This is a genomic window from Humisphaera borealis (genome assembly GCF_015169395.1).
Classification (GTDB): domain Bacteria; phylum Planctomycetota; class Phycisphaerae; order Tepidisphaerales; family Tepidisphaeraceae; genus Humisphaera; species Humisphaera borealis.
In genome coordinates, this window is record NZ_CP063458.1 from 4945167 (window position 1) to 4969473 (window position 24307).

At 62.9% G+C, this 24307-nt stretch carries 20 protein-coding genes; 10 read left to right on the forward strand and 10 right to left on the reverse strand.

From position 1 onward, the window contains the following. Nucleotides 1-81: 81 nt before the first annotated feature. From rpsM to IPV69_RS18485, 5 genes are all read left to right on the forward strand, one after another. A complete protein-coding gene (rpsM, locus tag IPV69_RS18465) occupies nt 82-468 on the forward strand; it encodes a 30S ribosomal protein S13 (RefSeq protein WP_206291194.1) in 387 nt (128 codons plus the stop codon). 125 nt (nt 469-593) lie between these two features. Beyond that, nucleotides 594-1001, forward strand: coding sequence for a 30S ribosomal protein S11 (gene rpsK, locus IPV69_RS18470; protein ID WP_206291195.1), 408 nt, complete (start codon nt 594-596; stop codon nt 999-1001). 203 nt (nt 1002-1204) lie between these two features. After that, entirely contained in the window at nt 1205-2290 is a 1086-nt protein-coding gene (locus IPV69_RS18475; protein WP_206291196.1) for a DNA-directed RNA polymerase subunit alpha, read from the forward strand. Nucleotides 2291-2401: 111 nt separating this feature from the next. Next, nucleotides 2402-2944: a 50S ribosomal protein L17 gene (rplQ, locus tag IPV69_RS18480; RefSeq protein WP_206291197.1), complete on the forward strand. Its 543-nt coding sequence runs from the start codon at nt 2402-2404 to the stop codon at nt 2942-2944. A 566-nt stretch (nt 2945-3510) separates the two neighbouring features. Further along, nucleotides 3511-5169, forward strand: a complete 1659-nt coding sequence (locus tag IPV69_RS18485) for a glycosyltransferase (RefSeq protein ID WP_206291198.1) — start codon at nt 3511-3513, stop codon at nt 5167-5169. A 145-nt stretch (nt 5170-5314) separates the two neighbouring features. Here the strand turns inward: IPV69_RS18485 and corA are convergent, their stop codons facing one another. Beyond that, complete coding sequence (corA, locus tag IPV69_RS18490) at nt 5315-6409, reverse strand: magnesium/cobalt transporter CorA (RefSeq protein ID WP_206291199.1); 1095 nt, start codon at nt 6407-6409, stop codon at nt 5315-5317. A 108-nt stretch (nt 6410-6517) separates the two neighbouring features. Here corA and IPV69_RS18495 point away from each other — a divergent pair, with 108 nt between their 5' ends. From IPV69_RS18495 to IPV69_RS18505, 3 genes are all read left to right on the forward strand, one after another. Beyond that, nucleotides 6518-7030, forward strand: a complete 513-nt coding sequence (locus IPV69_RS18495) for a PaaI family thioesterase (protein WP_206291200.1) — start codon at nt 6518-6520, stop codon at nt 7028-7030. A 182-nt stretch (nt 7031-7212) separates the two neighbouring features. After that, a complete protein-coding gene (locus IPV69_RS18500; RefSeq protein WP_206291201.1) occupies nt 7213-8586 on the forward strand; it encodes a dipeptidase in 1374 nt (457 codons plus the stop codon). Between the two features lie 52 nt (nt 8587-8638). Further along, nucleotides 8639-8968: a hypothetical protein gene (locus IPV69_RS18505; RefSeq protein WP_206291202.1), complete on the forward strand. Its 330-nt coding sequence runs from the start codon at nt 8639-8641 to the stop codon at nt 8966-8968. A gap of 28 nt (nt 8969-8996) precedes the next feature. On the opposite strand, the gene IPV69_RS18510 is transcribed toward IPV69_RS18505, so the two are convergent. The 3 genes from IPV69_RS18510 to rpsO form a co-directional block, all read right to left on the reverse strand. Continuing rightward, nucleotides 8997-9731 (reverse strand): CpsB/CapC family capsule biosynthesis tyrosine phosphatase, encoded by a 735-nt coding sequence (locus IPV69_RS18510; RefSeq protein ID WP_206291203.1) that lies wholly within the window; start codon nt 9729-9731, stop codon nt 8997-8999. 157 nt (nt 9732-9888) lie between these two features. Continuing rightward, nucleotides 9889-12195: a polyribonucleotide nucleotidyltransferase gene (gene pnp / locus IPV69_RS18515; protein ID WP_206291204.1), complete on the reverse strand. Its 2307-nt coding sequence runs from the start codon at nt 12193-12195 to the stop codon at nt 9889-9891. Between the two features lie 531 nt (nt 12196-12726). After that, on the reverse strand, nt 12727-12996 hold the full coding sequence (gene rpsO, locus IPV69_RS18520) for a 30S ribosomal protein S15 (RefSeq protein WP_206291205.1): 270 nt from the start codon (nt 12994-12996) through the stop codon (nt 12727-12729). A 472-nt stretch (nt 12997-13468) separates the two neighbouring features. Between rpsO and IPV69_RS18525 the strand changes: the two genes are divergently transcribed. Further along, nucleotides 13469-14938, forward strand: coding sequence for a hypothetical protein (locus IPV69_RS18525; RefSeq protein WP_206291206.1), 1470 nt, complete (start codon nt 13469-13471; stop codon nt 14936-14938). 168 nt (nt 14939-15106) lie between these two features. Here IPV69_RS18525 and IPV69_RS18530 read toward each other — a convergent pair whose 3' ends face one another. Next, nucleotides 15107-15547, reverse strand: a complete 441-nt coding sequence (locus tag IPV69_RS18530; protein WP_206291207.1) for an Hsp20/alpha crystallin family protein — start codon at nt 15545-15547, stop codon at nt 15107-15109. 231 nt (nt 15548-15778) lie between these two features. On the opposite strand from IPV69_RS18530, the gene miaA reads away from it, so the two are divergent. After that, entirely contained in the window at nt 15779-16672 is an 894-nt protein-coding gene (miaA, locus tag IPV69_RS18535; RefSeq protein ID WP_206291208.1) for a tRNA (adenosine(37)-N6)-dimethylallyltransferase MiaA, read from the forward strand. Between the two features lie 70 nt (nt 16673-16742). On the opposite strand, the gene IPV69_RS18540 is transcribed toward miaA, so the two are convergent. The 5 genes from IPV69_RS18540 to IPV69_RS18560 form a co-directional block, all read right to left on the reverse strand. Next, nucleotides 16743-17510 carry an SDR family NAD(P)-dependent oxidoreductase gene (locus IPV69_RS18540; protein WP_206291209.1) on the reverse strand — a complete coding sequence of 256 codons (768 nt, stop codon included), beginning with the start codon at nt 17508-17510 and terminating at the stop codon, nt 16743-16745. 272 nt (nt 17511-17782) lie between these two features. Further along, nucleotides 17783-19150 (reverse strand): DUF1501 domain-containing protein, encoded by a 1368-nt coding sequence (locus IPV69_RS18545; protein WP_206291210.1) that lies wholly within the window; start codon nt 19148-19150, stop codon nt 17783-17785. A gap of 119 nt (nt 19151-19269) precedes the next feature. Continuing rightward, nucleotides 19270-21297, reverse strand: coding sequence for a DUF1549 and DUF1553 domain-containing protein (locus tag IPV69_RS18550; protein ID WP_206291211.1), 2028 nt, complete (start codon nt 21295-21297; stop codon nt 19270-19272). Nucleotides 21298-21396: 99 nt separating this feature from the next. Further along, nucleotides 21397-22170, reverse strand: a complete 774-nt coding sequence (locus IPV69_RS18555; protein WP_206291212.1) for a gluconate 2-dehydrogenase subunit 3 family protein — start codon at nt 22168-22170, stop codon at nt 21397-21399. Between the two features lie 178 nt (nt 22171-22348). After that, the gene (locus tag IPV69_RS18560) at nt 22349-24139 is read right to left on the reverse strand and encodes a GMC oxidoreductase (RefSeq protein ID WP_206291213.1); all 1791 of its coding nucleotides are present in this window, start codon (nt 24137-24139) and stop codon (nt 22349-22351) included. Nucleotides 24140-24307: the final 168 nt, after the last annotated feature.

Below are 24307 nucleotides of genomic sequence, written 5' to 3' on the forward strand. Positions count from 1 at the left end.
CGTGCCGGCGTCCGGTGATCGCGATGCGATCGTCGGCGGCGGGGCGGCCTTCAGACTAATTATCAGAATCGGAGCAGCGTTATGCCGCGTATCTCGGGCATCGATATCCCCAACGACAAGAAGATCAAGATCAGCCTGCGCTACATCTACGGCGTCGGGCCGACCAATGCCCTGGCGATCCTGAAGGAAGCCGGCATCGATCCGGAGCGTCGCGCCAAGGACATGACGGAAGATGAGCTTGCCAAGATCATCGGCATCATCGACCGCAGCATCTTGGTCGAAGGTGCTCTCCGCCGGAATATCCAGCAGAACGTCGGTCGGCTGCGCGACATCAACAGCTTCCGCGGCAACCGTCATCGCCGCTCGCTCCCGACCCGCGGCCAGCGCACGCGTTCTAACGCCCGCACCCGTAAGGGTCCGCGCAAGACCGTCGCCGGCAAGAAGGGCGTGAAGGAACTCGGTAAGTAAGGATGAACGATGAGGGCTGAAGGATGAAAGTGGATGAGCTGATTCATCCGTCGTCCTTCCGGCTTCATCCTGATTCAACTGCGGGTACGGCCATGGCCGGATGATCCGCGAAGGATAGACGACAGATGGCAGATAAGGCAGTTACGCCGGCCGCCAAGGCCGCCGCGAAGAAGAAGATCCGCAAGGGTGTCACCAAGGCGGTGGCGCACATCAAGGCGACCTTCAACAACACGATCATCACGATCACCGATACCAACGGCGAAACGCTGTCGTGGGCGTCAGCCGGGACGGTCGGATTCAAGGGTGCCCGCAAGAGCACGCCGTTTGCCGCCGGTCGCGCCGCTGAGACGGCCGCTAACCAGGCCCGTAAGCACGGCGTGGTCGAGATCGAGGTCAAGGTGAAGGGTCCGGGCGCGGGTCGCGAACAGGCGATCATCCAGATCCAGCACGCCGGCCTGAAGGTCACCGGCATCGAAGACGTCACCCCGTTGCCGCACAACGGTTGCCGTCCCCCGAAGAAGCGCCGCGTGTAATGCAAGCAGTAGGGCACGTCGGATGCAGGGATGTAGAAGTCCTTCAGTACCCGACATCCTTACTCCCTACACCCCTACTCATCACAAGCAACGCGCCTCCCTGGCGAGGTGGAAGAACAGATGGCCCCCATTGGTCGGGGCGGGAACCTTCCGCGATCCGGGTTTGAGGTGCTCAGAGGCTCGGCCTCCAGAGGAGATTGACTATGCGTATTCGCTGGCGTGGATTGGAACTTCCCAGCCGGGTGGTTCGCGACGAACAGGTTTCCACCGAAACGTTTGGCCGGTTCACCGCCGAGCCTTTCGAGCGCGGTTTCGGCACGACCGTGGGCAACAGCCTGCGTCGAATTCTTTTGTCGAGCCTCGAAGGCGCAGCCGTCACGCACATCAAGCTCAAGGGCGCTCAGCACGAGTTTTCGTCGCTGGCCGGTGTGATGGAAGATGTCACTGACATCATCCTGAACATCAAGAGCCTGATCGTGAAGTGCGAATCGGACGAGCCCAAGGAGATCAAGCTGGTCGCCAAGAAGGCCGGCCCGGTCACCGCGGGAATGATCGAGACCGATCCTTCGGTCACGATCTTCAACAAGAACATGGTCATCGCGACGCTGACGGAAGACGTCAACTTCGAGATGACGCTGAAGGTTGCCAAGGGTCGCGGGTACAAGACCGCGTCCGAAAACAACGCCGAGCTTGAAGAGCAGGAAATCGGCCAGATCGCGGTCGATTCGATCTTCTCGCCGGTCACCCGCGTTCGTTACAGCACGGAAGACGCCCGCGTTGGTCAGAAGACCGACTACGACCGTCTCGTGCTGGAGATCTGGACCAACGGCACGATCAGCCCGGAGATGGCACTGGTCGAGGCCAGCAAGATCCTCCGCAAGCATCTCAATCCGTTCGTTCAGTACTTCGAACTCGGTTCGGAACTGGCCAACGAAGATGCGATCGACGCGCTGCGTGACGCCAACAAGGCGATGGTCGATCCGGAGCTCGAGAACAAGCTGAACATGACCGTTCAGGAACTGGATTTGTCGGTCCGGGCGAACAACTGCCTGGAATCGGCCAAGATCCAGACGGTTCGCGAACTGGTGCAGAAGACCGACCTGGACCTGTTGAAGGTCCGCAGCTTCGGCAAGACGAGCCTGCGTGAAGTCAAGCGTAAGCTTGCCGACATGGGCCTGAGCCTCGGCATGGACCTCTCGGTCGTGCAGCAGGGTGGCATGGACGCGGCGGTCATGCCGGATGACGATGAAGACGAGATGGCCGAATCGGACGAGCAGGCCGCTCGGTAATTGTGGTGCAGGCTTAGCGGCCTGCACGATTTGACTTTCGATTGAATTGCAGGCATTGCCTGCGTAAAAGCGTGCCGGCTGAATGCCTGCACCACAACGATAGGTGATGTCATGCGTCACATGATCCGCGGCCGCCAGTTGAGCCGTGACACCGAGCACCGCAAGGCGCTCCGTCGCAACCTGGCTCAGAGCCTCTTCGAGCACGGCAAGATTCGCACGACCCTTCCGAAAGCCAAGGAAGTGCGTGCATTCGTCGAGAAGCTGATCACGCTCGCCCGCCAGAACAACCTGAACAACCGCCGCCGGGTTATCCAGCTCATGCAGGACCGCCGGCTGGTGGACGACGAGCAGGAGTTCACCGGGCAGACGGTGATCCAGAAGCTGTTTGATGAAATCGGACCGGCGTTCGCCGACCGCGCGGGTGGTTACACCCGCATCATCAAGACCAGCGACTTCCGCATTGGTGACGGCGGCGACATTGTCGTGCTGCAGCTGATCACCGTCGATGCGGCCCCCACGGGCACCGCCCGCCGGACCGCCGGCCTGCGTCGCAAGCGCAACGAGCGTCGTCGGCTGTTTGCCAGCCGGTCGCTCAAGAAGACCGACGCCAAGCCGGAGGCTGCGGCCGAAGCCAAGGCTGAGCCCCAGGCCTGATCGACAGTCAATGGCGGGAGTTTGAGGGCCCTGCGGGTCGTGACTTCCGCGAAACGGGATATCGAAGGCAGGCGACGTTGGTGACGACGTCGCCTGCCTTCCTCGTTTTGCAGCCATGGTCGAACGACCGCTTTGCTATCCCGCCGCAGGCGAAGACCTGGCCTTCACCGAAAACGTTATGCAAGTCCCGAGAAAGCAGTCGCTTGCGAATACAGGATACGCCGCATAAGCCGGTTTCGGCGGAGGACACCGTAGTCGAATGTTGACAGGCAAGGCCAGTCAACTTTAGAATCCCAGCCTACTCTCGGGGATGCCGACCTACCCATTGCCCTCCGGCATTCGGACGCAAGGCATTCACCATCCCGGTTCGGGCCTGCTGGATCCCTTCGATGGGTCAGTGTCAGCCCGGCGAACCCACGCACCGAGGCAACGGTTCGTTCCTGACGCGGGAGATCGATCTCGGACTTCCTGCCCTGCATGGACCGCAGACGCGAATGAGTCGGCCTTTTAAAGGCGTCCATTTGCAGTCCGAGGTTCGTCCGGGCATTTCAGGTCGGAACTGAACGATGACAGTAATCAACGAGACGCTCGCCCTGGTGAATTGGATCGCTTCCAGCGACCCCACCGCTCCGATGAGCGAAGAGACTCGCCGCGCGATCGGCATCTGGAAGTCTGTCGGTCTGTTCACGTACCTGGGTATCTGCCTTGCAGTTGCGCTGTATGGGTTTCACCGCTACGTGCTGGTGTACCTGTACATGAAGCACCGCAAGGACATCAAGGAGCCCAAGAGCCGCTACACCGATCTCCCGCGCATCACGATTCAGCTTCCGATGTTCAATGAGGCCGCTGTCGCCGAGCGGATCATCAAGCACACCTGCCTCATCGACTACCCGCTGGACAAGCTTGATATTCAGGTCCTCGACGATAGCACCGACGAATCGGCCGAAATCGCCCGCCGCTGCGTAGACGACTGGGCCGCCAAAGGCTATCCGGTCACGTATCTGCACCGTACCAACCGGGTGGGATACAAGGCCGGCGCGCTGGAAGAAGGCATGAAGACCGCCACCGGCGAGTTCATCGCGATCTTCGATGCCGACTTTGTCCCCCCGCGTGACATCCTCCAGAACCTCGTTCACTACTTCACCGACGACAAGATCGGTATGATCCAAGTCCGCTGGGACCACCTCAACCGCGACGCATCCCTGCTGACCAAGAGCCAGGCGATCTTCCTCGACGGCCACTTTGTCATTGAACACACGGCGCGTAACCGTTCCGGCCGGTTCATGCACTTCAACGGTACGGCGGGTGTCTGGCGTCGCAGCACCATCACCGATGGCGGTGGCTGGCAGCACGACACGCTCACCGAAGACCTGGACCTGAGCTACCGCTGTCAGCTCAAGGGCTGGCAGTTCCTTTACCTTCCCCAGTACGCCGCCCCGGCCGAACTTCCGCCGGAAATGCTCGGTTTCAAGCAGCAGGCACACCGCTGGACCAAGGGTTCGATGCAGACCTGCATCAAGCTCCTGCCGCGTATCCTCAAGAGCAAGCACCTGCCGTATACGGTCAAGTCGGAAGCGTTCTTCCACCTCACCAACACGCTGGTTTACCCACTGATGGTGTTGTTGACGCTGATGATCTACCCCGTGTTCTACATGTACAGCCCGACCGTCGGCGAAGCCCCGCTGAAGGGCCCGGCCTGGGGTCACTGGATCTTCGCCGGCACGCTCTTCGTCCTGGCAACCTGCTCGGCGAGCATGTTCTTTGTCTTCGGCCAGCGGGAACTGTTCGGCAAGCAGGCCGGCTGGAAAACCGTCCTTCATCTGCCGTTCCTGATGAGCCTGGGTGTTGGTGTCGGTCTGAACAACGCAAAAGCGGTTCTGGAAGCGATCTGGGGCGCGATCCATCGCAAGCCCAGCGAGTTCGTTCGCACGCCCAAGTACGGGACATCAGGCCAGCAGAAGTGGAAAGCCGCCCGCGTCTTCACGCCCAAGCGCCTTTGGCTGCCGCTGCTGGAAGTGGCGATGGGCCTGTACATGACCACCTGCGTCTATATCAGCATCGCCTACGGCTTCGGCTACTCGTCCGTGCCGTTCATGATCATCTTCGCCACCGGCTACCTCTACGTCGGCTGCAGCTCGCTCTGGACGCTCTGGAAGATGCACCTCGACGCCCAGCGTGAAGACGAAACCGAACTCCCCGGCGACCCGAGCACCGAACCGGCTTGAAGTGGTGTTAGGATGTGGGGGGTGAGTATCGCCGTATTCCGTAGGGTCGGCCTTGGCGGATGCGTGCGGCTCGAGAGTAATTCTGCCCTGCGATGCCATCGCGTCCGCCAAGGCGGACCCTACATTGTTGAGTTTCGCCGCTTCTTCACGATTCCTTCTCCCCCTCTTCGTGGGGCCTTCGGCCGGCGCGTGTCCAATCCTCCGGCAGCTCGTTGATCCTCTCCTCACGGCGTAGCCACCCTTTGCGATAGAACCAGTAGAAGATCCCGCCGATGGTTCCGACCGTGAGTGCCGTGGCGATCCAGAACCCCATCGGGTGGGTCAGCATCCAATCGAAGAATGACACGTCCTCTTTGAAGTTCATCCCGAAGAAGCCCGTCCCCACGGTCAGCGGCAATGCGAAGACGGTGATCATCGTCAGCGTCTTCATGATCTCATTGAGCCGGTTGCTGATGCTCGAGAGATAGATGTCGCGCGCGCCCACGACCAGGTCGCGATAAAGTTCGACCATTTCCACGATGCGGATCAGGTGGTCCTGCACGTCGCGCATGAAGACACGGGTGCCTTCGCGGATGAAGGGGACATCGCCGCGGGTGAGTTGCGCCACCACTTCCCGCTGTGGCGCCACGATCCGCCGCAGGTTCAGCAGCTCGCGCTTCTTTACAGAGATTGACGTCAGCACGCTTGGCTCCGGCCGGAGCAGCGCCCGCTCTTCAAGGTCGTCCAGCGCATCCTGCAGGTAGTCCAGGATCGGCTCGTAGTTGTCGATCATGTGGTCGAGGATGCTGTAGAGCAGCACATCCGTGCCCCGCGCCAGCACACGCTCCGGGCCGGCTTCGGCCTTACCGAGCACTTCGTCCACGCTTTTGATCCGTTCATCGCGGATGGTCACCATGTACCGATCCGAGACGAAGATATCGAGTTCCTTCGTCCGCAGCTTCTGACGAAAGGTCTCGAGGTCGGGACCGTGAAACACCATGTAGAAATAGCCGCTCTTGCAGGCATCGCCAATGTGGTTGTAGCTTTCAATCTTGGGCCGCTGGCTGTAGCCGATGGTGTCTTCGATCGCGAGTGGATGGAAGCCGAAGACGTCGTCGAGCAGCGAGATCTCTTCGTCGGTCGGCTTGCACATGTCGAGCCAGAAGGTCGTCTGCGGGTCGCGAACCGCCGCGGCGAGCGACGCTTCACTGGAGTCGCGGGACACGGTTCCGTCTGCGCTGAGAATGAATGCGGTGAGCATAGAAGTTGCCGATCTCCGAAGACCGATCGCCGAGCCGTTCGAATGCTATACTATCGGCAGGAAAGCCGGGCCGGGCTCCGGAGACGATTTTGAATCGGAAATCAGCACTTGAGTATCAGCAGATCCACTAGCGCGATCGAATTGCCCCACACCGCCGGCTGCCTGGTCTGCGGCCGCGAGAACCCGCACGGCCTGCACCTGCATCTCTATGTCGATCCGGCGACAGGCGTCGTCACCACGCGTTTCGCGCCCGGCCCTAATCACATCGGCTTCACCGGCGTCGCCCACGGCGGCATCCTCGCGACAGTCTTCGATGAAGCGATGGTCTGGGCCGCCACCTGGAGCGGCAAGCGCTTCTGCCTCTGTGGCGAGATGACCGTCCGCTTTCGCCAGCCGGCCCTGGTCGGCATGAACCTGACTTTCGCGGCGAGTATCGAAACCGCCCGGTCGCGCATCATCACCACCACCGCGACGGCGCACGACGACGCCGGCACCCTGATCGCCGAGGCATCGGCGAAGTACGTTCCTTTACCGCCCGACAAGAACCGCGAATTTGTCGCGACGCTGGTGGACGAAGCATCGACACGCGACGCCGCGAGAAGATTCCACGAACTTTCGTAGGGTGGGCTTCAGCCCACCGCAATACTTTCGAATGCAACAACCTGTTCACTCGCAAGGCGGCTGGCGTTCTCCAATCGCGTGTCGCTAAAACGCGCTCCCGCCCCCATCCAGCAAACCCGCTCCGTCACACCTCCCGGCTCCGACGGGTTGCGGTGGGCTGAAGCCCACCCTACAAAAGAGGCATGCTCGACCGCGTACTGGACACCATCGATTCCCGCAAAGACCAATCCCTCGCGCTGCTCAAGGATTTCCTGCGCATTCCCAGCGTCAGCACGAAGCCCGAGAACGCCAACGACGTCAAACATTGTGCCGAATGGCTCGCCGACCAGATTCGCCAGACCGGCCTGTCGGCGACGGTCTATCCGACCGACGGCCATCCGATCGTCGTCGCGAAGAATAGCCACCAGCCCGGCCGACCCACGGTGTTGATGTACGGCCACTACGATGTGCAGCCCCCCGAGCCACTGGACCTCTGGACGACCCCGGCGTTCGAGCCCGACGTCCGCAAGGACGAGAACGGCTTCGACGCCGTCTATGCCCGGGGTGCGGTCGATGACAAAGGGCAGGTCTGGTGCCATGTCGAAGCGATCCGCGCCTTCGCCGGGAATCTGCCGGTCAACGTGACCATGCTCATCGAAGGCGAAGAAGAGTGCGGCAGCGGCCACCTCGACGCGTTCGTGGAGCAGCACGCCGATCTGCTTAAGGCCGACGTCTGCGTCATCAGCGACACCAACCAGTTTGCTCGCGGCCTGCCGGCGATCACCTATGGCCTGCGCGGCCTGTGCTACATGGAGGTCTTCGTCACAGGTCCCGATCACGACCTGCACTCCGGCATGTACGGCGGGGCGGTGCCGAACCCGGCCAACGTCCTATGCCAGCTCATCGCCAGTCTGCACGACACAGACGGCCGGGTGACGATCCCCGGTTTCTACGACGATGTCGTGCCGCTCTCGCAGGAGGAGCGCGACCAGTGGAAAAAGCTCCCCCTGACCGAAGAGCAATTCGCCGCCGGCGTCGGAATCCCCTTTGGTAATGGCGAAGTGGGTTTCACGTCGATCGAACGTAAATGGGCCAGGCCGACACTGGATGTGAACGGTCTGACATCCGGCTACCAGGGCGTTGGCGCCAAGACGGTCATCGCATCGAAGGCGTCGGCCAAGGTGTCCATGCGGCTGGTGCCGAAGCAGGACCCGGCCAAGATCCGTGCCGCGTTCGAGAAACACCTCCGCGACCGCTGCCCGAAGAACGTGAAGATCGAGTTCGTCGGCCACGGCCTGTCTCCAGGCGTCCTGACGCCGGTCGAGTCGCCCGCCGTCCAGTTGGCCCGCGAGGCGTTGGAGATCGGCTTCGGCGTCAAGCCGACGATCATGCGCGAAGGCGGCAGCATTCCGGTGGTGGGGCTGATCAAGAAGGTGCTAGGCATCGACACCCTGCTGGTAGGTTTCGGCCTGCCCGATGATCGCGTGCACTCGCCGAACGAGAAGTTCGACCTCGACGCGCTGCACAAAGGCACAAGGACGGCGGCGCTGCTCTACGCGAAGCTTGCTTCCTTGTAGGTTGGGGCGTGTAACCTCGCCAAGGCTCCTGCGGGGGCAAGGGGATCTGAAGATGAAAGATACACAAACGATTCCGTACGCGACGCCCGCGACGCGACCGAACTACGGCAAGGCATTTCTTCGTTTGTTCCTGACGACAGTCGCCAGCGGCGTAATCTTCGCGGTTGTCGGCGGCGTTTCCGGTTGTGTCATTGGCACTCACGCCGGCGACTACTACAGCACCGTCTTCGGAAATGACGGAATTGATGCACCAAAAGTTGGTTCGGTTCTCGGCACGGTGCAAGGCGGCGCGCTCGGCGTTGTGGTCGGGCTGGTGCTCTCGGTAGTCCTGACCTGGCGGGAAATTCGTCTGGCGCAGGCGTCAGCACCGCGTGGAAACTAGTGCGGGTTGAAGCTCAGGCCGCGCGACATCACAGAAGCTGTCGTGGATTGGTAATCGTAAGCCGGTCGACGACCTCGTTGCCCACCAGCGCGATCGCCTGCTTCAAACCTCTCAGCCGAATGTCCAGCGTCTGCGGATTGTGCAGGTCGCTGCCGAGGACGAAGTACTCCCCCTTGACCAGCAGATTCTCGACGACCACCCGGGTGGGTGTGCCGAGCGGGTCGCTCAGGCATTGCAGATTCCCCTGCAGCAGCAGGCCCAGTTCGTCTTTAAAGAACCGGATGAGCCCAGGGTCGTCCTGGACGGCTTTCATGCGCTCGGGATGGGCCATCATCACCGTCACGCCCTGGCTCTTGAGCCACTCGACGCAGGGCCGGAAGAACGCCGGCAGCTTGTCGGCCCAGATGTCGAACAGGACGAACTTGCGGCGCATGCCGTAGCTGACGATGTCGTCGGCGGCCGAGGCGGGCATCTCGGGGCGCAGGTTCAACTCGCCGCCGGGGAAGAGCTTCAACGCGACGCCCTCGGCGTCGAAAATCTCCTGAAGGTGCGCCACCCGCTGGGTGATACCGTCGATCGTGTTATGCGGCAGATCGGGCCAGATGTGCGGCGTGCAGAAGCTGTGCGTGTAGCCGGCGGCGACCATACGCTTGGCACACTCGACAGAGTCGGCCGGCGTTTTGCAGCCGTCGTCGATGCCGGGCAGCAGGTGGGAGTGGACGTCGATACGGCCTGTTTTCATGGTGGGGACGGCGTCTTTCATGGGGCTTGGGGGATTGTAGCGTGTTTTCCGGGGGTTTGAGGGTGGGAAGGAGGAGGTTCCACAGGAAAAGACAAACCGCGAGGATTGCGCCTCGCGGTTTGTCTTAGTTGTTTTGAATCATGGTCGCTGCAGCGACCATGCCGGGGTGCGTCGTTGATCAGTCGCGGCGCGGGCCGCGACCACCACCGCCGCCACCGTCGCGACGGGGGCCGCGATCGCCGCCGCCATCACGACGGGGTCCGCGATCGTCGCGGCGCGGGGGACGGTCACCACCGCCGCCGCCACCACCTTCGCCGCGGTCTTCGCCTTCGCCGCGCGGCTGGGGCTTGCCGGTCGCGCCGTCGGTGCTGCCTTCTTCACGAAGGGCCTGCTTGCGCGACAGCTTGATACGGCCGGTGTCGTCGATCAGGACGACCTTCACGCGGATCTCGTCGCCGACGTTCACCACGTCGGTCACGCGTTCCACATAGTCGTCCGACAGCTCGCTGACGTGGCACAGGCCGTCGGTCTCCGGGGCGATCTCGACGAACGCGCCGAAGTCCTTGATGCTGACCACGCGGCCGGCGTAGATCTTGCCCGGCTTCACCTCGGCGGTCATCGCCTCGATGATGTCGCGGCAACGCTCGGCACCAGCGCCATCCACGCTGCTGATGTACACCGTGCCGTCGTCTTCGATATCGATCTGAGCGCCGGTGTCGGCCTGGAGGGCCTTAATGTTCTTGCCGCCCGGTCCGATGATCTTGCCGATCTTCTCGGGGTCGATCTTGATCGTGAGCAGCCGCGGGGCGTACTCGCTGATCTTGGCGCGCGGCTTGCCCAGCGTCTGGGCCATCTTATCGAGGATGACCAGGCGGGCTTCCTTGGCGCGGTGCAGGCTGTCGCGGACCACGTCGTGGCCGATGCCTTCGATCTTGATGTCGAGCTGAATGGCGGTGATGCCGTCCTTCGTGCCACAGACCTTGAAGTCCATGTCGCCGAAGTGATCTTCTTCGCCAATGATGTCGGTCAGCAGGACCTGCTTGTTGCCTTCCTTCACCAGGCCGATCGAGATGCCCGCGACCGGCTTGGAGATCGGGACGCCGGCGTCCATGAGGGCCAGCGTGCCGGCACAGCTCGAGGCCATCGACGACGAGCCGTTGCTCTCAAGGATGTCGGAGATGACGCGGACGGTGTAGGGGAACTCTTCGATCGTCGGCAGGACGGGGATCAGGCTGCGCTCGGCGAGGGCACCGTGACCGATTTCACGACGGCCGGGGCCGCGGATCGGCCGTACTTCGCCCACGCTGTAGCTGGGGAAGTTGTAGTGCAACATGAACTTCTGGCTGTACTCGGGGATCAGACCGTCGACCATCTGCTCGTCGGAGCTGGTGCCGAGGGTGATCGTACACATCGACTGCGTTTCGCCGCGGGTGAACACGGATGAGCCGTGAACGCGGGGCAGCACGCCGACTTCGCACGAGATCGGGCGGATGGTGTGGTAGTCGCGGCCGTCGGGGCGCTTGCCGGCGAGGATCGCCTCACGCGTGACGGCTTCTTCGATCTCGCTGAACGCCGCCCGGACCTTCTTGGCCTGGTCCTTCTGGGCGATGATCGACATGTAGCTGGCATTGGGGTCGGTGACGGCGGGGGCCATCTCGGCCAGCAGCGCGGTCTTGATCTCGTCGACGGCGTCGTTGCGGTCCTGCTTGCCGGCGATGCCCTTGACCTTGCGGAGCTTGTCTTCGACGCGGGCGCGGACGGCGTCGAGCAGGCCCGGATCCAGGTGCTTCGGCTCGCCGACCTTCTCGCGGCCGGCCTTCTTCACCAGGTCGTCGATCACGCCGACGATCTGCTTGATGATGCCATGACCTTCTTCGATCGCGTCGGCGATCTCGTCTTCGCCGGCCTCGCGGGCGCCGACTTCGATCATGTTGACGGCGAGCTTGGTGCCGGCGACGACGATGTCAAAGTCGCTGGCATCGGTCTGTTCGATCGTCGGGAACATGACGATCTTGCCGTCCACCCGGCCGACGCGGACGTGGGCCGTCGGGCGGATGAAGGGGATGTCGGAGATCGCGATCGCGGCGCTGGCGGCGATGCCGGCCAACACGTCGGGGTCGTTCTCGCCGTCGAACGCGAGCACGTTCAGGTGCACCTGCACTTCGTCCATGAACCCCTTGGGGAACAGCGGGCGAAGGGGGCGGTCGATCAGGCGGGCGGTCAGGATTTCCTTGGTGGTCGGGCGGCCTTCGCGCTTCAGGAACCCGCCGGGGAACTTACCGGCGGCGGCGCGGCGCTCGCGGTAGTCGACCTGCATGGGGAAGAAGTCGATGCCTTCGCGGGGCTGTGCCCGGACGACGGCGGCGAAGACGACCGTTTCGCCGTATTGCACGCTGACGGCCCCGTGGGCCAACTTGGCGTACGAACCGGTCTCGATGATGAGCTTGCGCCCGCCGATTTCCTTCTCTACTCGAATCGCCTGCATGGGTTTCCTCTTTTGCGCCCCCGGGATGGTCGGTGACCAGGCAAGGACATCGGCAACGCATGCGTACAAACGCAGATGCTCCGAAAGCCTTGGGTCCGATGGTCCGGGTGTACGCTCGTATGCGAATGAATGATGGGGTGGTGAGGGGGCTCTCGGGAGAGGTGTCGGGGTGGTCGGGTGGAAGGGTGTTGAAGCAGCCGTTCTACAAATCCCTCGTCGGACTTGCTCGCCGGCAACCACAACACGCCACCACCCAAGCACTCCGGCATCGCCTCCGAGAGCCGCCTGACGACACCATCACCCGACGCACGCGTTCGTGACGCACCCGATTCGGTGCCAACGGTGACCGGATGATGAATCTCCGCCAGCATCGCCTTGATCGGGGGCGCCGACTCAAGTCAGTTCAGGCGGGCTTGCACGTATACGCTTCGCGAGCCGTCGACCGATGCAAGCCGGATGCGACGGGGGTAACAGGTACGGTTGACAAAAAAGCATGGGCACCCGCGAGGGTGCCCATGAGTGTCGACGGTATTACTTTCGCAGTCCCAGCCGCTGAATCGTCTGCTGGTAGCGCGTTCGATCGGTGCGGGTCAGGTACTTCAACAGCTGATTTCGCCGGCTGACCAGCTTCAGCAGGCCACGGCGGGAGGAGTGATCCTTCTTGTGAGCCTTGAAGTGGTCCTGCAACTGGTTGATTCGGGTGGTCAGCAACGCGATCTGGACTTCCGGCGAACCGGTGTCTTTTTCGTGAATCCTGTAGTCCGAAACGATCTGGTTCTTTTCTTCGACGGGCAGCGACATGGAACTCTAACTCCTGACACCTGCGTTACCTGCGGGCGGCGATGTCACCCGACACCGCCAGACGTTCACCCGGGTAACAAGCCACCAGCGTCTGTGCAACCACTGAAGGAACCGATACATGCACAAAGCCAAAGGCCGGTCTATAGGTCTCGCGGGAACGCATCGGCGGTGCCCGGCGAGAGTCGGGGGAAGATAAGGGACGTCGCGGGGTAACGCAAGGACCGGCGATCCCGGCACCGGATTTCCAGAATCCCCCGCACCTCCTGGCCGTGTGATTCTGTCATGAAGTGTAAGATCGCGACCCTGTCGAGAGGCACGAACGATCAAGCGTTGCTGTATTGATGTGCTATAAGTCGTTTATTTGATTGTGGTTGTAGAAAAATAGGCGATCCCGGCCAGATGGCTGGCGAACTTCCGAATCTCTAGTGTCAAAGCCCTCGCACGTCGCGGCGGCAACACACTGGAGAACGCAATGTCCGCCCTGAATAACACCACCGTCCGCCCCGTGATCGAAACCCTTGAAGGCCGCCAGCTCATGGCCGCCCAAGTGCTCTACACCGAGACCTTCGAAGCCGGCATGAACGGCTGGACCGAAGACCGGATCACCGATCAGCGCCAGGCCTGGGGCGTCACCGCCGGCTTCGCCCATTCGGGTAGCAAGTCTGCCGCCACGATGTATGCCGGCCGCGACGCCGTCCTCCACAGCCCGACGATCAATCTTCCCAAGGTCGACCAGTACAACGACCACCTGTTCTTCCGCTACTGGCAGTTCACCGACTACCAGTCCAAGGGCGGCTACGGCACGTCGGCCCCGGTCGTCCGCGGCTGGGATACCGAGAACAACATGTGGAGCGGCTGGTTCCCGGTCGAAATCAACATGACGACCGCCCCGCAGCGCACCAACGCCTGGGGCTACTGCGGCCTCGACCTCACCCTCTGGGGCGGGGCGAGCGTGCAGGTCGGCTTCAGTCATGTCGGCACCGCCAACGGCGCCCGCGGCTGGGCCGTCGACGATGTCACCATCACCAAGGAACCGATCCAGCGCCGCTGGACCGCCGACACCAGCTTCGAAAACGGCTGGAACGGCTGGTGGTCCACGAACGGCATGTGGAATGTCGGCCAGGCCAACGGCATCGGCGCGGCTTCCGGCACCAAGCTGGCCGGCACCGGTCTGCAGGGCAGCGCGGGAAGCCTCGAAAGCAGCGCGCTGGTGTCCCCGGCGTTCTACCTGCCGGCCGACCCGGGCCGGACCATCAACCTTCAGTTCAAGAGCTACATGGACCAGCCGTTCGTCTCGCTCTGCGGTGTCGAGCTGCAGAAGTGGGCGCCCAGCTACGGCTGGATGTCGGTCGACTACCTCAGCACGACCGGCATCGACACCAACATCAACGGCGACCAGCCCGCCGGTCGCTGGAAGACCTTCACGCTCGGCGCCGGCTTCACCGGCTCGACCGCGCTGCCGTACCGCATCCTGTTCAACATGAACAACGGCATGGGCAACAACCGCGGCTGGTTCATCGACGATGTCAAGCTCAACTACCCCGGCAAGGTCGCCCAGAACCCGACGCCGAGCCCGACACCCGCGCCGACCGTCAAGAAGCCGGAGATCGCCGTCTCCAACCCGTTCGGCAACATCACCGACGGCGTCACCCGCGTGCTCTGGGGCACCCACAACCGCAACAGCGGTTCGAAGGACCTGTCGTTCACGATCCGCAACACCGGATCGGCCACGCTGAACGTCGGCACGATCACGCTGCTGAACAACCGTGGCTTCACGATCGTTCAGCAGCCGGCCAAGACCGTCGCCGCCGGCGGGTTCACGACGTTCAAGGTCCGCCTGTTGACCACGGTCGCCGGAACCAAATCCGCCACGCTGCAGTTCCTTACGAATGACAGCGACGAAGGGACGTTTAACTTCAATATCAGTGGCGTGGTGAAGTGACGTTAACAGAGTGGGCGCAACCAGCGGGTACGCCCACTCTGCGGCGTGCAGCAGTAAAACAGAAGAACGTGCACCTCCGGCGCGACCGCTAAACAGTCACTGTTTAGCGGTCGCACCGAAGGTGCGCGTCTTCGTTTCTTAAGCAGTCTTTGCGTTCGGCGATTCGAGTTATCCGACCGCGATCTTTCGCGGCTTGGTCTCTTCCCGCTTGTTCAGCGAGACTGTCAGCACGCCGTCTTCGAGCCGTGCATTGACCGTCTTCTCGTCGACGGTCGGCGGGAGCGTGAAGCTGCGGAGGAAGCGGCTGTACCGGCGTTCATTGAGCAGGTAGTCGCCTTTCTTCTCGTCGCGACGCTCTTCCTTCTTCTCGGCGGAAATCGTCAGCGTCTGGTTCTCAAGCGTGATATCGACTTCCTCTTTCCTGAAGCCCGGGAGCTCCGCTTCGACGACGAGCGTGTCGCCGTCTTCGCGGATATCGACGCCATACGGTGCCAGGCGGGCACCGTTGCTCTGGCCGCTGTTGAAGATGCGGTTGAGCACGTCAAACTCACGGGTGATGTTTTCGAACGGATCCACAAAACCTCTGGCAACACGTGTGGGCAGTGACATGGTGGTTCTCCTTTCGTTTACTCTCTATGCTCTGGACGTATCGCTCTGCGGCGACCGTTCGTCGCGGCGACAGAACACCATGAAACAAAGCCTGTGCCAAAAACTCCGTTCGTATTGAACTCCCCTAATCGTCTCATTTGATGGCACTTACGAATTACCCCGGAAGAGCCCGTTTCACTGGATAAAACTGCCACTTTTGCAGTGGTTGTCATGATGGCAGAGAGACCCTCCTTGTACGTTATTCTCGGACCGACCGCGTCGGGTAAATCGGCGTTGGCGATGGCTTTGGCCAGGCGGCATAAGGGCGAAATCCTGTCGGTCGACTCGATGCAGGTCTACCGCGACATGGACATCGGCACCGCCAAGCCGACGGCGGAAGAGCAGGCGGAGATCCGCCACCATCTGATCGACCTGCTTACGCCCGATGCCGAGTTCACGGTCGCACGGTTCGTGGAACTCGCCGATGCAGTCATCGCCGGTGCCGCGGCCCGCGGCGTCCCACTCATCGCCACCGGCGGCACGCCGCTGTACTACAAGGCGCTGTTCGAAGGTTTGTTTGAAGGGCCCGGTGCCGACGACGAAATCCGCCGACGCCTGGCCGAGCAGACCAATGAGGCCCTGCATGCCCGACTGCTTGAGGTCGATCCGGCAGCGGGGGCGCGCATCCATGTGAACGACCACAAACGGCTCGTCCGCGCCCTGGAAGTCTTCGAACTGACCGGCCAGCCCATCTCATCCTTCCAGACGCACTGGACAAGCCCGCAGCCGCGCCACGCCGCGACGTGGATCGGCCTGGACTGGGAAAAGGAAGCAATCAATCGACGGATCAACGCGCGAACCAAGGCCATGCTGTCGGCTGGTTGGGTGGATGAGGTCAGGACACTGCTCGCGAAGTACCCCACGCTCAGCAAGACCGCCGGCGAGGCGACCGGATACCGCGAACTGATCGACCACGTTCAAGGGAAGATCTCGCTGGACGACGCGTTCGAGCAGATCAAGATCGCCACCCGGCAATTGGCCCGCCGACAGATGAAATGGTTTCGAAGGTTTCCGGGCGTTCGCTGGACCAGCGGCGACGTACCCGCGGAATCGCTGGTCAATCAGGTCGTTTCCACGGGCACCTGAGTTGGCGTTTTCTCGCGCTTGGCCACGAGCGGTGCACCGCTTGGTGTGAATGTGGGAATCCCGTCAGGGGTCAATGGGCCGTCCAGCCGCCGTCGACCGACAACATGCTTCCGGTCATATAGCTGGAGGCGTCGCTCGCCAGCAGCAGGGCGGGGCCCTGGATCTCAGCGAGCTTTCCCCATCGCTTGAGTGCAATCACGTTGTTGATCAGTTTTTCGCCGTCGGGCGTGCCGGCGATGGGTGTGTTGATCTCCGTCAGGAACGGCCCCGGGCACAACGCGTTGACCGTGATGCCGTCCCCGGCCAGTTCAAGCGCGAGCGTACGGGTCATCTGCACGATCGCACCCTTGCTCGACGCATAGGGCGTGCGACCCGCCAACCCGACCAGCCCTAGCGCGCTGGCAAGATTGATGATCCGCCCGTATCCCGCCTTCTTCATGTGCGGCACGACCGCGCGGCAACACAACCACGTTCCCGTGACATTCGTCTCCATAATGCGGCGATAAGTGTCCACCGGGAATGTCTCGATCGGCCCGCGGATGTTGATGCCGGCGGAGTTGATCAGGATATCGATCCTGCCGAATCGACGGATGCCTTCGTCAATCAACGCGACACAGTCCCCCTCGCGGGTGACGTCGGCCGATACGCCATGGACGACACGCCCCGAAGCATCGGCGACGGCTTTGGCAGAAGCAGCGGCCTGTCCGGCGTCGCGCCCGGCCAGCAGCAGATTCGCGCCCGCTGCGGCGAGCGCCTCGGCCATCGCCAGCCCAAGCCCGCGCGTGCCACCGGTGATGACGGCAGACTTTCCCGAAAGATCAAAGAGGTTGGTCGGCATGATGGCGGCATCGTACAGGAGAGATCACCACCGAGGCACGGAGACACAGAGGGGTAACTGGTGCGACCAAGCCAACTCGGTGTTGGGTCCAAGGGAGAGAACCACAGATGCACACAGATCTACTCAGATAGAGAATCAATGACCGCCTTCTCATCTGTGAAGATCTGTGTGCATCTGTGGTTCTGAGCCATTGATTACAAGGTGAACTCCGGAGGACAAGTGACCCTCCGTGTCTCCGTGGTGATCTCCTTCGCCGGGCTCTCGATCAAGCTTCACAGCAGGATGTCCGTCGCCACGTCACCCTTGGTGTCCGTGAGGCGGAAGTCGCGGCCGGCGAACTTGTAGGTCAGTTTTTCGTGGTCGAGGCCCAGAAGGTGCAGAATGGTGGCGTGCAGGTCGTGCGTGCTCATCTTCCCGGTGGCGGCGTTCTCGCCCAGGTCGTCGGTTGAACCGTACCGCAGGCCACCCTTTACGCCGCCGCCGGCCATCCACATGGAGTAGCCGCGGTTGGCGTGGCCGCGCCCGCCGGCACCGTCTTCCCGCGGTGTTCGGCCGAACTCGCCGCCCCAGACGATCAACGTGTCCTTCAGCATCCCCAGGCGTTTGAGGTCGGCGATCAGCCCGGCGATCGGCTTGTCGATCGCCGCCGCCCGGCCGGCCAGCGCGTCCTTGAGCTTATGGTGGTGGTCCCAGCCGTTGCTGGTGAGCTGAATGAACCGCACGCCCTTTTCCGCCAGCCGCCGTGCCATCAGGCACTGCAGGCCGAACTGCGACGTCGTGCCGTCATCAAGGCCGTAGAGTTCGCGGACTGCCTCGGGTTCGCCGGAAACGTCGAGTGTCTGCGGTACCGACGTCTGCATCTTGAACGCCATCTCGTACGACTCGATCAGGCCTTCCAATTCCGGATGTCCAGGATCGGTCGCGAGAAAGCGCTGGTTGGCTCGGCGCACAAAATCGAGCTGTCGTCGCTGGTCGCCGTTCGACAGGTGCCGATTGACGACATTGGGGATCGACGCCGCACCGCTCAGCAGCTTTGTGCCTTGGTAGGTCGCAGGGAGGAACGCCGACCCATAGTTCTGCGCTCCGCCCAGGTGGCCCACGGGGTTGATCGTGACGAATCCCGGCAGATCCTCGGCGACGGTTCCCAGCCCGTACACCACCCACGACCCGAGTGACGGCCGGACGAAGTTCTCCGCCCCGGTGTGCAGCGCGACGATCGCCTGCTGGTGGCCGGGTGTCTTGGTGGTCATGCCGTTCAAGAGGCACAGTTCGTCGGCGTGCCGGGACAGGTGCGGGAAGACGTCCGCGATCGGCAGGCCGCTCTTGCCACACCGCTCGAATGGAAAAACGCCGGGCAAGTAGCGCCCGCCGGCGCGAGCCAGTTCGGGCTTCTGGTCGAACGTATCGACGTGGCTCGGCCCGCCCTCCATAAACAGAAAGATGACCCGCTTGGCCTTGGCCGGGAGATGAGGCGGTTTAGGTGCGAGCGGACTGCGGTAGGGCGATGGTGCGACGGCCTGCCCCTGTGCCCATTGCGCGTGCAGCGCCGCGAGGGCCACCGCGCCGAAACCTGACGCCGAATGCCGCAGGACGTCACGGCGAGAAATGAGCAGCCGGGTGTTTTGACAGGTTCGGAACATGGGTTGTCCTCTCTAAGCTCCGGGCCGCGCTCCGCTTCGCGTCGCGGCTAACCATCGGTCACTCTCGGGTTAGCCGCGACGCGCAGCGGAGCGTTCGTCACGCGAAACGCGTACGGACCCTACCGCACGTACCGAAACTCCGCGGTTGCCATCAGGCCCTGTGTCAGCACGGTCCAGACGTATTGGTCTGTCGGGCGAGCCGCCGCTCGTAGTTCTGCCAGCAGTGATGTCGCGTCCTTCAATTCCTCCGCCGACGGAACTCTGCCGACGAGATGCCGATACGCCAGCACAACGCGATCGGCTTCCTTCATCGAACGGTTCGCCAGCAGAACTTCGGCCGCGTCCTGGGCACAGCCGGTTGCGAAATCGCTGTTCATAAAGAACAGCGCCTGCAAGCCGACCGTCGTCACTTCGCGCTGGCCGAGAATCTGTGACGGGTCGGGGAAGTCGAACGTCGTGAACAATTCGGGCAGCAGCGATCGAAGCACCGGCAGATAGACGGTTCGACACGACGCATTCACGCCGAGCAGGCTGTAGGTGCTCGCCCCCCGGGCCTTCCCGCCAATGCCTGCGACCTGAATGCCCTCCGGCCGGCTGAAGTCGAGACGGCCCGCTGCCAGCAGCATGCTGTCACGGATCGCCTCGATTTCCAGCCGGCGGATGCTCATCTTCCAGAACAGCTCATTCTGCGGGTCGCGATTGCGATTGGCCGAGCCCAAGGGCACCGCCGACGCCTGTCGATACGTCCGGCTGAGCACGAGCGATCGAATCAGCCCTTTCACCGACCACCCGCCGGCGACAAATCGGCTCGCCAGATGATCGAGCAGTTCCGGATGCGTCGGCGACTCGCCGGTGGTTCCGAAGTCGTCGACCGTCCGGACCAGTCCCCGGCCGAAGAGGTGCTGCCAGATGCGGTTGACCATCACCCGCGCGGTCAGTGGGTTTTGCGGCGAGACGATCCAGTCGGCCAGCTCCAGCCGGCCGCTGGCATTGGCCGGCACCTTCCGCCATTGCGGCAGGCCGGGAATGCGCACGTCGCCGCGGGGCGGTGCTTCGGCGCGATCGCGTGGCCTGCCTTTAAGCCGGATATCGCAGTCGGCGAGGTCGCCTTCAGTCAGGCCCATCGCGACGTTGGGATCGGTCGCAAAGCGGATGTTCCGCTTACCCGAGCGCCATTCGGCCTGGAAGTCCGACATCGAATGGACGCCGGATGGAACCGCCGCCGACTGACCCTTGGCCACCGGCAGTCGGACCAGCGATTGAAAATCGACGTAATCGAGGTTCCGCTCCGAGTGGGCCCCCTGGCCCGACAACGTCCGCGAACTGTAGAAGACGCCGGCGACCGCGTAATAGTCGCGCATGCTGATCGGGTCGTACTTGTGGTCGTGGCAGCGGGCGCAACTGATGGTCAGGCCGAGGAACGCCCGCGAGGTGACGTCGATCTGGTCGTCCACGCGGTCGAGAACGAACTGCTCGTGGTCACCTTCCTGCACGTCCGCCGGGCTCAGCGCGAGCAGGCCGGTCGCCGTGCGGAACTCACGCTGCTGATCGACGCTAGTCGCCGGCAGCAGATCGCCGGCGATCTGTTCGCGGATGAACTGGTTGTAGGGCTTGTCCTTGTTGAACGCGTCGATGACGTAGTCACGGTAGCGGAAGGCGTAAGTGAACGGCGCGTTCCAGCTTCGTCCGCCGCTGTCGGCATAGTGAACGACATCGAGCCAGTTCCGGCCCCAACGTTCGCCGAAGCGGGGCGACGCCAGGTAACGATCGACGACCCTGGCGAACGCGACATCATCGGGCGACTTGTCCTGCAGGAAGGCGTCGATATCGGCGATCGTCGCGGGTAAGCCCGTGAGATCGAACGCCACGCGGCGGATGAGCGTCGTCCGGTCGGCGTCGCCGCTGGGTTTCAGGTTTGCCGCTTCCAACTTGGCGAGAACAAATCGGTCAACGTCACTACGCGGCCAGGTGGCATCTTTGACAACGGGGGCGGGCGGATTGGCGATGGGGTCGAACGACCAGAGCAGGTTGTCGTCGGCGACAGCAGACTTCGTTGCCGGAGCGGCGGCCAGACCTGCACCAGCGCCGACGAGAACCAGGACAAGGCCGCACGCCGCGGTCCAATTACGCTTGAGTTCTGTCGTCATGGCGAACTCCATGTACGGTCACCAACGGGTCACGATTCCACGAAGGCGCGTGTTCTCGTCCTGGACCAAGTATCCGCGACGCGAAGTAGAGCACGTGCGTCACACCACCGTCTGCGTGACACCGAGCTTCTTCAGCACTTCTTCTGGTGGGCCGTCGAAGCTGCCGAGGGCTACATTCCCCACGTACCCGATTGCTTCCCAGCCGGGCGGCGTGGCGTAGTACGCGCCGGCGGCGACGCCGCGGAACTTGATGAAAAACTTCGCCGCCGTCTTGAACTCTTTCTTGGCCTTGATCGGGTCGCAGATGTCGTCGCAGATCGCCGTCTTCTGATCGTCGGCAAGGTCGGCGAACGGCTTCTTGAATCGCTTGTTCGCCTCGATATCGATCCAGTCGAGGCCGGGCAGGATGATCGCGCGGTCAGCCTGCTGGATCGGGTAGGGGGCCGAGACCCACTCATCGATCATCGCCGGCACGTTCACTTCGCTAGCGGCGGGGCCGAGGTTGTCCTTCGGGAAGATGACATCGGCCAGCGCCGTTGCGGCGGTCTTCTGGGCGGGGCTGAGCGTCAGCGGCCAGATGTCGCCGGGCTTGTGGAACGCGACGAGGTTCGGATCGGTGCCGTAGCCGGCGACGGGTCGGGTCGTGGCCAGTCGCGAGGCATCTTCCTGGCCCTGGCCGATGGGCGCGGCGTCCGGCGGGCCACCCGCCGGGGGTTGGGACGGAGGCACTTTCGACGTCGGTTCGCCGCTTGTGCATCCCGGCAGCGAGGCCGCCGTCACCGCGCCCAGAACCCATTGGATCGCCGACCGGCGTGAGAGCATGGGATCGGTCGTCTTGCCGTCGATGGTGAGGTGGGTGAGTTGCTTGGCCATGATCGTATTCCTTCGGTCACATCTCCAACCGGATGGCTCTGGGTGCCATGGGCTGGCGTACTCGCCTGCCCGTGGTCTTTGGTGAGTCGCGCCGCCACGGGCAGCGGAGTACCGCAGCCCATGGCACCCGGTGTTCACGGCTTGATTCCGCGAACCGTTGCGTCCGCCAAGGCGGACCCTACAGCGTTCCCTGCTTCGCCTGCTCGATGATGTAATCGCACGCCCGCCAGGCCAGCGCCATGATCGTCAGCGTCGGGTTCTTGTCGGCGTTGGTGGCGAAGGGCGCGCCGTCATTCAGGAACAGGTTCTTCACGTCCCACGTCTGGTTGAAGCCGTTCACGACCGACTTCTTCGGATCGGCACCGGGGAGCGCGCCGCCGACTTCGTGGATGATGCTGCCGGGTTTCTCGATGCTGTTGGGGCCGGTGAAGTTGGTGTCGCCGCGGACCGTACCGCCCATCGCTTCGATCATCGCGGCGAAGGTCTTGCGGGCGTGGACGGCCTGGTTCAGTTCGTGGCTGCTCCACTTCCAGTGGAACCGCAGCACCGGCACACCCCATTTGTCTTTCACCTGCGGGTCGAGCTCGCAGTAGCAGTCGGCGTTGGGAATCATGTCGCCGCGGGCGGAGAAGCCGACGAAAGAGCCGTAGTAGCGGCGGGCGGCTTCCTTCAGTTTGGTGCCGTAGAGGCCGCGGGTGTAGTCGTCGCTGACAGGGTTGGCGCCGCCGGGCATGTGGCGCGAGCCGCCCATTTCAATGTGGTAACCGCGGGCGAAGTCGAGCTTGCCGGCGAGCTGTTCTTTGTAGAGCCACCAGGGGGCGTAGAAATGACTGCCGCCGGCACCGTCTTCGTTGTGGGGCGGAATGTTCTCCAAGGCCGGGATCTGCCCGCCGAGCCGAGCGCCGACGGTATCCATGATGTACTTACCGACCAGCCCACTGGAATTGGCGATGCCCTTGCCGCCGGCGGAGTTGAGCAGGATGCGGACGGTCTCGCAGGCGCTGGCGGCGAGAATGACCGCCTTGCCTTTGGCCTCGACTTCTTTACCCGTCGTCTTGTCGATGAACAGCACGCCGGTGGCCTTGCCATCTTTGCCCATCGTCACTTCGCGACAATGGGCGTTGGCGATGATGTCGAGGTTGCCGGTTGCCAGGGCCGGCGGCAGGTGGACGGTGGTCGACTGGTAGTTGGCACCCACGTTGCACCCGCGGCCGCAGGGCGTCGCCCAGAAGCACGCGCCCCGGTCGCTCATCGCTTCCTTGACGATGCCCTGGGCCCACTTGTTGCCGGGGTAGAGTTTCTGAGGGATCGTTTTCCAGTCGAGCGGCCTGGTCAGCACGGCGCGGTGGATGGGGATGACCGGTACGCCGACCTTCTTCGCGTGCTTTTGCGTCAGCAGCTCTGCGGCCCGGCCCTTGGGCGCGGGCAGCAATACGCCGGGCGGGGAATCGGGTGTGTTTTCCAGGCCCTCGTTGGTGCCGTAGACGCCGATGAGCATCTCGACCTTGGTGTAATAGGGCTCGACGTCTTCATATGACACCGGCCAGTCGAAGCCCAGGCCATCGCGCGAGTGGGGTTTGAAGTCGTAGGGTCCGTTGCGGAGGGAGATGCGGCCCCAGTGGTTGGTCCGGCCGCCCATCATGCGCGCCCGCCACCATTGGAACTCTTCGTGCGGCTGTTTGTGGGCCGACGTGTAAGGTTCGTTGGGGACCTGCCAGCCGCCGTCGATGGTGGCATCGTGAAAGCCGAAGGGTTTGTCGGGTGTTCCCACGCCGCCGAGCGGGGCCTGGTGAGGGGCGTGGAACATCGGCGTCTCATTGACAACGTCGTAGCTGCGGCCGGCTTCGAGCATGAGGCATTTGAGCCCTGCGAGCGTCAGCGTGAACGCCGACTGACCGCCGCCCGCGCCGGAACCCACGATGATGACGTCATATTCCGGTTTGGCTTTGTCGGGCGAAATCGTCGGCATGTCGGGTCCCTCGTAAGACGTGCGCTGAGCACGGAGAAGTTGTAACACACGCGGCGGCGATTGCGGAATGGCGTGAAGAACAGAGCGATGTGGAGGACGGGGCGGCGAGGAGGATCGACATGCTAACGGTGGGGCAGACATTCTTGTCTGCCGCGTTTCCGCGACGCC

Excerpts from the sequence above, each read along its gene's own strand:
- rpsM (WP_206291194.1), top strand. The coding sequence starts at position 82 with ATGCCGCGTATCTCGGGCATCGATATCCCCAACGACAAGAAGATCAAG.
- rpsK (WP_206291195.1), top strand. The coding sequence starts at position 594 with ATGGCAGATAAGGCAGTTACGCCGGCCGCCAAGGCCGCCGCGAAGAAG.
- IPV69_RS18475 (WP_206291196.1), top strand. The coding sequence starts at position 1,205 with ATGCGTATTCGCTGGCGTGGATTGGAACTTCCCAGCCGGGTGGTTCGC.
- rplQ (WP_206291197.1), top strand. The coding sequence starts at position 2,402 with ATGCGTCACATGATCCGCGGCCGCCAGTTGAGCCGTGACACCGAGCAC.
- IPV69_RS18485 (WP_206291198.1), top strand. The coding sequence starts at position 3,511 with ATGACAGTAATCAACGAGACGCTCGCCCTGGTGAATTGGATCGCTTCC.
- corA (WP_206291199.1), bottom strand. The coding sequence starts at position 6,409 with ATGCTCACCGCATTCATTCTCAGCGCAGACGGAACCGTGTCCCGCGAC.
- IPV69_RS18500 (WP_206291201.1), top strand. The coding sequence starts at position 7,213 with ATGCTCGACCGCGTACTGGACACCATCGATTCCCGCAAAGACCAATCC.
- IPV69_RS18505 (WP_206291202.1), top strand. The coding sequence starts at position 8,639 with ATGAAAGATACACAAACGATTCCGTACGCGACGCCCGCGACGCGACCG.
- IPV69_RS18510 (WP_206291203.1), bottom strand. The coding sequence starts at position 9,731 with ATGAAAGACGCCGTCCCCACCATGAAAACAGGCCGTATCGACGTCCAC.
- pnp (WP_206291204.1), bottom strand. The coding sequence starts at position 12,195 with ATGCAGGCGATTCGAGTAGAGAAGGAAATCGGCGGGCGCAAGCTCATC.
- rpsO (WP_206291205.1), bottom strand. The coding sequence starts at position 12,996 with ATGTCGCTGCCCGTCGAAGAAAAGAACCAGATCGTTTCGGACTACAGG.
- IPV69_RS18525 (WP_206291206.1), top strand. The coding sequence starts at position 13,469 with ATGTCCGCCCTGAATAACACCACCGTCCGCCCCGTGATCGAAACCCTT.
- IPV69_RS18530 (WP_206291207.1), bottom strand. The coding sequence starts at position 15,547 with ATGTCACTGCCCACACGTGTTGCCAGAGGTTTTGTGGATCCGTTCGAA.
- IPV69_RS18540 (WP_206291209.1), bottom strand. The coding sequence starts at position 17,510 with ATGCCGACCAACCTCTTTGATCTTTCGGGAAAGTCTGCCGTCATCACC.
- IPV69_RS18545 (WP_206291210.1), bottom strand. The coding sequence starts at position 19,150 with ATGTTCCGAACCTGTCAAAACACCCGGCTGCTCATTTCTCGCCGTGAC.
- IPV69_RS18550 (WP_206291211.1), bottom strand. The coding sequence starts at position 21,297 with ATGACGACAGAACTCAAGCGTAATTGGACCGCGGCGTGCGGCCTTGTC.
- IPV69_RS18555 (WP_206291212.1), bottom strand. The coding sequence starts at position 22,170 with ATGGCCAAGCAACTCACCCACCTCACCATCGACGGCAAGACGACCGAT.
- IPV69_RS18560 (WP_206291213.1), bottom strand. The coding sequence starts at position 24,139 with ATGCCGACGATTTCGCCCGACAAAGCCAAACCGGAATATGACGTCATC.